At 73.1% G+C, this 5,805-nt stretch carries 4 protein-coding genes; 1 reads left to right on the plus strand and 3 read right to left on the minus strand.

Features of this window, described 5'->3' with window-relative positions:
• Positions 1 to 426 precede the first annotated feature (426 nt).
• Positions 427 to 1,314: a cellulose-binding protein gene (locus tag ABVB68_RS02370; protein WP_503005996.1), complete on the plus strand. Its 888-nt coding sequence runs from the start codon at positions 427 to 429 to the stop codon at positions 1,312 to 1,314.
• Between the two features lie 30 nt (positions 1,315 to 1,344).
• Here the strand turns inward: ABVB68_RS02370 and ABVB68_RS02375 are convergent, their stop codons facing one another.
• From ABVB68_RS02375 to ABVB68_RS02385, 3 genes are all read right to left on the minus strand, one after another.
• Positions 1,345 to 2,985, minus strand: a complete 1,641-nt coding sequence (locus ABVB68_RS02375; RefSeq protein WP_353599124.1) for a sodium/solute symporter — start codon at positions 2,983 to 2,985, stop codon at positions 1,345 to 1,347.
• A complete protein-coding gene (locus ABVB68_RS02380; protein WP_353599125.1) occupies positions 2,982 to 3,383 on the minus strand; it encodes a DUF485 domain-containing protein in 402 nt (133 codons plus the stop codon). The genes ABVB68_RS02375 and ABVB68_RS02380 overlap by 4 nt, the downstream gene beginning before the upstream one ends.
• Before the next feature lie 650 nt (positions 3,384 to 4,033).
• A complete protein-coding gene (locus ABVB68_RS02385) occupies positions 4,034 to 5,530 on the minus strand; it encodes an MFS transporter (protein ID WP_353599126.1) in 1,497 nt (498 codons plus the stop codon).
• Positions 5,531 to 5,805 lie beyond the last annotated feature (275 nt).

The following is a 5,805-nucleotide window of genomic DNA, read 5'->3' on the forward strand; positions in this document are numbered from 1 at the left end:
CTGACCGCCTGACCGCCTGACCGCCTGACCGCCTGACCGCCTGACCGCCTGACCGCCTGACCGCCTGACCGCCTGACCGCCTGACCGCCTGACCGCTCGACCGCCTGTCGGCCTGACCGGCCGCTCCCGATCGGCCGCCCGCTCCCGGCCGGCCGCCCGCTCCCGGCCGGCCGCCTACTCCCGCCCGCCCGTCCGCCCGGCCGGGCGGCGAGTTCCGGCCGGCGCCACTGGGCGTGTCCTTGCGGCCGGGTACGCCCATGTGGGGGAGGCGCGCCGGTCGTCCCCGCGCGCCACGCCGATCGTGAAGTGCGACGTTCCGGCCGTGCCCTGACGGCGGAGTGTCGCGTTATGAACACTTACACCCGATCCAGCAGGATATGCGCGAAATCATCCTGTCGTGCATGTCCGGTGGAGAGGGGCTCCCAGGTGAGCAGCGCATCGATGTCGCCGCACGACTGCGTGACGGTCCGGGGGCGCGGCTACCGTCCCGACCAGGTCGACGCGTACCTGGAGGCGCTCTCGCAGGACCGCGACGCCGCGTGGGAGCGCGCGGCGCGCCTGACCGTGCTCGCCAAGGACATGGAGGCGGAGGCCGCGCGGATGCGCGAGACCGTCTCCCAGCTCACGCCGCAGACGTACGAGACGCTCGGTGAGGGCGCCCGGCGCCTGTTCCAGGCCGTGCTGGACGAGGCGGCGGACCTGCGTGCGCGCACGCGGCGTGAGGTGCACGGGTATCTCACGCGGATCGAGGCGCACGCCGAGGACCTGCGCCGTGAGGCGCAGGAGGATGCGGACGCCCTGCGCGCGGAAGCGGACGAAGGCGCCCGCCAACTGCTCCTCGCCGCGCACGCCGAGGCCGACGAACTCCGCATCGGCGCCCGGCGCGAGGTGAAGGAAGAGCGGGTCGAAGCCGTCGCCGGGTTGCGTGAGGTCCGGGAGCGCATCACCGGCCTGCTCGCCGAGCAGACCCGGGAGCAGGCCGAGCGGTGGGCGGAGGTGGAGCGCGAGGAGGCGGAGGCGGCGGCCGCGGTGGACGCCGGATTCGCCGACCGGGTCAGCCGGACCGAACACGATCTGGCCGAGGCCAAACGTCTGTTCGCTGAGGCCGAGGAGTACGCGCGCCGCATCCCGGAGGAGGCACGCGCGCGTGCCGCCGAGATCATCGCCGACGCACGCGCGCGTGAGGAGCAGATCGCCCGCGAGACGGAACAGGTGCTGCGCGAGCACAGTGAGACCTGGGACGTCGTACGGGCGCACATGGACAACGTGCGCAGCAGTCTGACCTCCCTGACGGGCCGGGCCACCCTGGAATAGCCGTTGCCCCTCCCGCCCGGTGCGGACGCGTCACTCGCGCACCACCCCGGCCAGGATCCGTTCCTCCACCGCCTCGTACTGGCGCCGCTGCTGCTCCGCCTGGGCACGGCCCGACACCACCGTGCCCAGCCAGCCGAAGAGGAACCCGGCCGGGATGGAGACCAGTCCGGTCGTGGTGAACGGGAACCAGTTGAAGTCGGCGTGCGGGAAGGCCGAGACCGGCGAGCCGGAGACGAGGTTGGTGCCCGGCATGAGCAGCAGCACGGTCGACGAGCCGCCGATCAGTGTGCCCAGCAGCCCGCAGCGCGTGTAGCGGCGCCAGAAGAGGCCGTAGACCAGGGCGGGAGCGAGGGCGGAGGCGCCCAGGCAGAAGGAGAGCGTCACCAGGGGCTGCAGACTGTGCCGTTGCACCAGGGTGGCCAGCAGGATGGTCGGGACGCCTATGGCGAGCGCGGAGACGCGGGCCAGGGTCATCTCGCGGCGGGCCGGCATCTCCTGCACGCGCGCGGAGAAGACGTCGTGGGCGAGGGAGTTGGCGCAGGCGAGGATCATCCCGGCCACCGAGGCGAGCAGTGTCAGGAAGATCGCGGCGGTGACCATGGTGAACAGGAAGCTCTCCGCCGTCGACACGTCGGCGCCGAACGCCGCCCGCGAGCCCAGCAGATAGGCCGTGTTGCCCTGCGGATCGGCCGCGGAGATCACGGTACGCCCGACCAGGGCCGTGGCGCCGAAGCCGATCACGGTGATGACCAGCACGAACAGGGCGACGATCGACACCGCCCAGGACATCGAGCGGCGGACCTGACGGGCGCTCGAGGCGGTGTACATGCGCATGGTGATGTGCGGCAGGCAGGCGCCGCCGAGCACCACGGTCAGCTGCGAGGCGATCATGTCCAGGCGGGACCCGGGGTCGGTGCCGAACTGCAGCCCGGAGTGCAGGAAGGCGGGCCCGGCCCCGCTCCGCCGGGACGCCGCGGCGAACAGGGCGCCCGGGTCCCAGTCGAACCGGTGCAGGATCAGCAGGGCGACGACGGTGCCGGATCCGACCAGCATCACGATCTTCAGGATCTGGATGAGCGCGGTGCCCTTCATGCCGCCGATCGCCGCATAGGCGATCATCAGGGCGCCGACCCCCACGACGCATCCGGTCTTCAGGGACTCGTTCGTGAAGCCCAGGAGGAACGCCATCAGCTGCCCGGTCCCGGCCAGTTGGACCAGCATCAGCGGCAGCAGGGAGGCGATGGTCACCGCGCACGCCGTGATGCGCACACAACGGCCCGGCAGCCGGCGGGCCAGCGCGTCGCCCATGGTGAACCGGCCCGCGTTGCGCAGGGGTTCGGCGAGCAGGAACATCATCAGCATCAGCGACAGTGCCGTACTGAGGGCGAGGACGACGCCGTCGTACCCGCACAGGGCGATCACTCCGCCGGTGCCGAGGACGGTGGCCGCGGAGATGTAGTCGCCGGCGATGGCGAGCCCGTTGCGCAGCGGGGAGAGGGAGCCGTAGCCGGTGTAGAACTCGTCGAGGTCGTCGCGGTCGGGTCCGGTCATGACGCACAGCAGCAGGGTCACCGTGGCGACGGTGGAGAAGGCGACCAGGGACATGGCCTGGGCCGAGTCGCTGAAACCGGTCGGGCCCGGGCCGACGGGGCCGAGCGCGGTCGTGGTCATCGCCCGGCTCCCCGGCGCGCGTCGAGTTCGGCCGCCCTGCGGATGTGGTCCGCGAGCGGATCGACGTGCCGGCGCGCGGTGTGCTCGTACAGGACGATCGCGAGCCAGGTCACCGGGAGTTGGAGGAGGGCGAGCAGCAGGCCGGCGGGGATGCCGTCGGCGACCGTGCTCGTCATGAAGCCCGGCGCGCAGGCGGACAGCAGGAGGAACAGCGTGAAGTAGCCGAGTGCCGTCAGCGTGGCGGTACGCCGCTGCCAGCGGTAGGCGCTGCGCAGCATGCGCAGGTCGCTGTGGTGGCCGAGGGGTGCGCGGTGCGGCCGGTGGGGTGGGCGGGGCGGTCCGGGCGGGACCGGCTGCCAGGGGTAGGTGTACGACGGGTGCGGCGGGTCGTAGGACATCCCGGGGCTCCTTGCGTGGCTCGGGTCCGTGGCGGCGGACCGCAGGGAGGTGGGGGGCGCGGAGCCACGCACGCTACTCGCGAGCCCGGAACCGCGCGGCGTTTTCGCCGAACTGGCCGGTCGGTATGCGCTTACTAACCCAAAACCGTGTGGGCCACCAGTGTTACCCGCGTTAACCAGCGGAAGTCGTCCAGGGACTGGGGCTGGGGCTGGGGGCGGGACTGGGGCTGGGGGCCGGGAGCCGTCCGGGGCCGCCCGGCGGTCAGTTCACCGTCCGCGCGCCGAAGCACCCCGCACGCGCCGCTCCGCCTCCCGCGCTCCAAGGCGTCGTGCAGCCCGCGGAGCACCAGTGCCGCACTCCAAGGCGTCGTGCGGCCGCGAAGCACCCGTGTCAGCCGCTCCGCCTCCCGCGCTCCAAGGCGTCGTGCGGCCGCGAGGCATCCGTGCCAGCCGCTCCGCGTCCCGCGCTCCAAGGGGTCGTGCAGCCCGCGGAGCACCCGTCCCGCACTCCAAGGCGTCGTGCGGCCGTGAGGCACCCGTGCGAGCCGCGAGGCACCCGTGCCGGCCGCTCCGCGCCCCGTAGCGGCCCCGCGCGCGCAAGGGGGCCGCTTCGCTTCGGCGGTTCCGGGAGGGCACGTGCGGGCCGGGCTTCAGTCGTTGAGTACCGGGAAGCGGCGCGGTGCCACGCACAGGAGCACCAGGAAGGCCAGCGCGGCCGCTCCCGCCGCGCCCAGGTACACCGCGTGCACCGCCTCGGCGATGGCCCGCCGGGTCGCCTCCGGGGCCGTACCGGCGTCCAGCGCGCGCGTGACGGAGTCGAGGTCGCCGGCCCCGCCCAGCCGGGCCGCGAGCACTCCGTTGGCGACGGCGCCGAACAGGGACGCGCCGAGGGTCTGCCCGGTCTGCCGGCAGAAGAGGACGGACGCGGTCGTGGTGCCCCGCTCCGACCAGCCCACGGTCGACTGCACCCCGACGATCAGCGGCAGCTGGAACAGCCCCAGCGCCCCGCCCAGCAGCAGCATCAGCAGCGTCGGCTGCCACCACGACCCGGGATAGGGCAGCAACGGGAACGCGCACAGGACGAGGGTCGCCAGGCCGATGCCGAGCAGCGCGGTGTCCCGGAAGCCGATGCGCCGGTAGACGTGCTGGCTGAGCGCCGCCGACAGCGGCCAGCTCAGCGTCCACACCGACAGCACGAACCCGGCGGCCACCGGCGCGAGTCCGAGCACCGACTGGGCGTACGTCGGCAGGAACACCGCCGGTGCCACCATCAGCAGCCCCAGCGCGCCCAGCGACAGATTGACGGCCGCGATCGTCCTGCGCCGCCACACCCACCCGGGGATGATCGGCGCGGCGGCCCGCCGCTCCACCCCCACCACGACGGCCACCAGCGCCAGACCCGTGCCGAACAGCGCCAGCGACGGCGTGGACAGCCACGGCCAGGCGACCCCGCCCTGGACCAGCGCGGTCAGCAGCACCCCGCCGCACGCGAACACCGCGAGCGCGCCGGCCCAGTCCACGCGCGCGTGGGCGGCCCGCTCCCGCTGCGGCTCGTGCAGGTGACGCACGATCAGCCACAGCGCGGCGGCACCGATCGGCAGGTTGATCAGGAAGATCCAGCGCCAGTCGGCGTACGCGGCGAGCACCCCGCCGAGCCCCGGTCCGGCGACCGCCGACACCGCCCACACCGTGGACAGCTTCGACTGGATCTTCGGGCGCTCCGCCAGCGGATACAGGTCGGCGGCGAGCGTCTGCACGGTGCCCTGCAGCGCCCCGCCGCCCAGGCCCTGCACGATCCGGAACGCGATCAGCGCCCCCATGTTCCAGGCCGCCGCGCACAGCAGCGAGCCCAGCAGGAACACCGCCGCGCCGGCCACCAGCACCGGCTTGCGGCCGAAGGTGTCGGACAGCTTGCCGTACACCGGCAGCGTGACGGTCACGGCGAGCAGATAGCCGGAGAACAGCCAGGAGAAGACGGAGAACCCGCCCAGGTCCCCGACGATCTGCGGTACTGCCGTGGAGACCACGGTGGAGTCGAGTGCCGCCAGTGCCATCGCCAGCATCAGCGCGGCGACGACCGCCCCCCGCCGCCGGGTGTCCTGTCGCCGGCTCGCGCCGCCCTTTATCGCAGGTGTCGTACTCCCCACCGGAAATCCCCTCCCGTGCCCGCTGCCCGAACCCACTCCGTGCCCCTTGCATCCATCTCCGGTACGAAAGCTTCCCACGGCGCCCGGGACTTGACCCTGACGCGACGGAAGGGTGGAGGCTCGCCCCACCGAGGGGTGGGGCCGACCCCGAGCACACCTCCACCCGGTGGTGGAGGCCCCCTAGTGAGCTGGTCCGGAGATCCTGTCGCAGTAGCGGCAGATGCGGTCGATGATCTGGTCCGCGGTCTTGGTCCATCTGAAGGGACGGGCCTGTG

It is taken from the genome of Streptomyces sp. NPDC096012 (assembly GCF_040426375.1).
Taxonomy (GTDB): domain Bacteria; phylum Actinomycetota; class Actinomycetes; order Streptomycetales; family Streptomycetaceae; genus Streptomyces.